The organism is Komagataeibacter melaceti (genome assembly GCF_003403295.1).
In the GTDB taxonomy this organism is placed as follows: domain Bacteria; phylum Pseudomonadota; class Alphaproteobacteria; order Acetobacterales; family Acetobacteraceae; genus Komagataeibacter; species Komagataeibacter melaceti.
This window is the reverse complement of record NZ_QUWV01000119.1, coordinates 1-1611: the sequence shown is the minus strand read 5'-3', so window position 1 is coordinate 1611 and position 1611 is coordinate 1. Positions and strand designations below refer to the sequence as shown.

Genomic DNA, 1611 nt, shown 5'->3' with positions numbered 1-1611 from the left:
GCAAAAGAATGGCGCGGCTTCAGGCAGCATAAGCCCGCTCAGCCGCGGCGTTATCAGCCCCCAAATGCCCAATCCGACAGGCTGCTAGTCCTGGGTTTGATGGTGTGATATTTTGGCGTGAGTGGAAGGAAGCATTATCGACAGTCTTCCAGCGCCCCAAAAGTGTCTGGTAATCAATTTTTTGATCCGAAACCAGGGCCGTGTCCCGAGGCGTGGTGTAAGAAAGAGATTGGCCGCTGAGGCGGCCACCGCCGGTCTTTGGTAGGGTTTGATTGTGATAACAAACCTGAAGGACCAGACGATGACCGATGAAAAGATGGCGCTACTGGAGCTTGTAGAGCAAGCGTCGGATGGCGATTTTGTTCGTGAGATGCTGGCGTTTGCTGCCGATCGGATGATGGAGATGGAGGTCGAGGCCCGGACTGGGGCGCCACTGGGAGCGCGTTCGGCATGCCGCTCGAACCAACGCAACGGTTACCGCGCCCGGAACTGGGACACGCGGGCGGGCACGGTGGAGCTTGCGATCCCGAAGCTGCGCAGGGGCAGCTACTTCCCGACCTTCCTTGAGCCCCGGAAAACGGCGGAAAAGGCGCTTCTGGCCGTGATCCAGGAAGCCTATGTGCAGGGCATTTCCACGCGATCGGTCGATGATCTCGTCCGCGCTATGGGTGCCGGCGGGGTCTCCAAAAGCCAGGTCAGCCGGCTGGTCGGCGAAATCGACGAACGGGTGAATAGCTTCCTGTCCCGGCCGATCGAGGGTGAATGGCCGTATCTGTGGATCGATGCGACGTATCTGAAAGTCCGTCAGGGCGGTCGCATCGTATCGATCGCCGTGATAATCGCTGTGGGCGTGAACACGGACGGCCGCCGTGAAGTGCTCGGTGTCGCCACCGGGCCATCGGAAGCGGAAACGTTCTGGACGGATTTCCTGCGCTCCCTGGCCGATCGGGGTCTGCGCGGCGTGAAGCTGGTGGTCGCTGATGCCCATGCAGGTCTGCGGGCCGCAGCTGGTCGCGTGTTCAATGCGACCCTGCAACGCTGCCGGGTGCATTGGATGCGTAACGCGCTTGCCCATGCCCACGCGAAACAGCGTCCTGCCATCACGGCTCTGTTGCGCACGATCTTCACGCAGGAAACCGCCGAGGACGCATCGCGCCAGTGGCGGCACGTCACGGACAAACTGCGCGAAGGCTTCCCGAAACTGGCGGAATTCATGGAGCGGGCAGAGGCGGATGTCCTGGCCTACATGGACTTTCCTCGAGAGCACTGGACCCAGATATCATCGACGAACCCGATCGAGCGGGTGAACAGAGAGATCAAGCGTCGCTGCGATGTCATCGGAATTTTCCCCAACGATGCCGCCATTATCCGCCTCGTCGGTGCGCTGATGCTTGAACAGAATGACGAGTGGGCCGTCTGCCGACGCTATATGACACTGGAAGGATTGGCCGCCATAAGCCATAGTCCCACAATCAGTCTGCCAGTCGTGACAGCCTGACCCCCTCGAACCTAGCGAGGAACGGTGTTCTTACACCACGCCTCGGGACACGGCCGAAACCAGACGTTCTGCTTCCCCCCCCCCTTTCCCCACCAGACAAAACCGTACCGAAC

Annotated in this window: 1 protein-coding gene; it reads left to right on the top strand. The window is 60.4% G+C overall.

All coding sequences use genetic code 11. From position 1 onward, the window contains the following. Nucleotides 1-301 precede the first annotated feature (301 nt). Nucleotides 302-1498, top strand: coding sequence for an IS256 family transposase (locus tag DY926_RS12540; protein WP_116703675.1), 1197 nt, complete (start codon nucleotides 302-304; stop codon nucleotides 1496-1498). Nucleotides 1499-1611: the final 113 nt, after the last annotated feature.

What these genes read in the sequence shown, in the direction of transcription:
- DY926_RS12540 (WP_116703675.1), top strand. Translation starts at nt 302, where the DNA reads ATGACCGATGAAAAGATGGCGCTACTGGAGCTTGTAGAGCAAGCGTCG.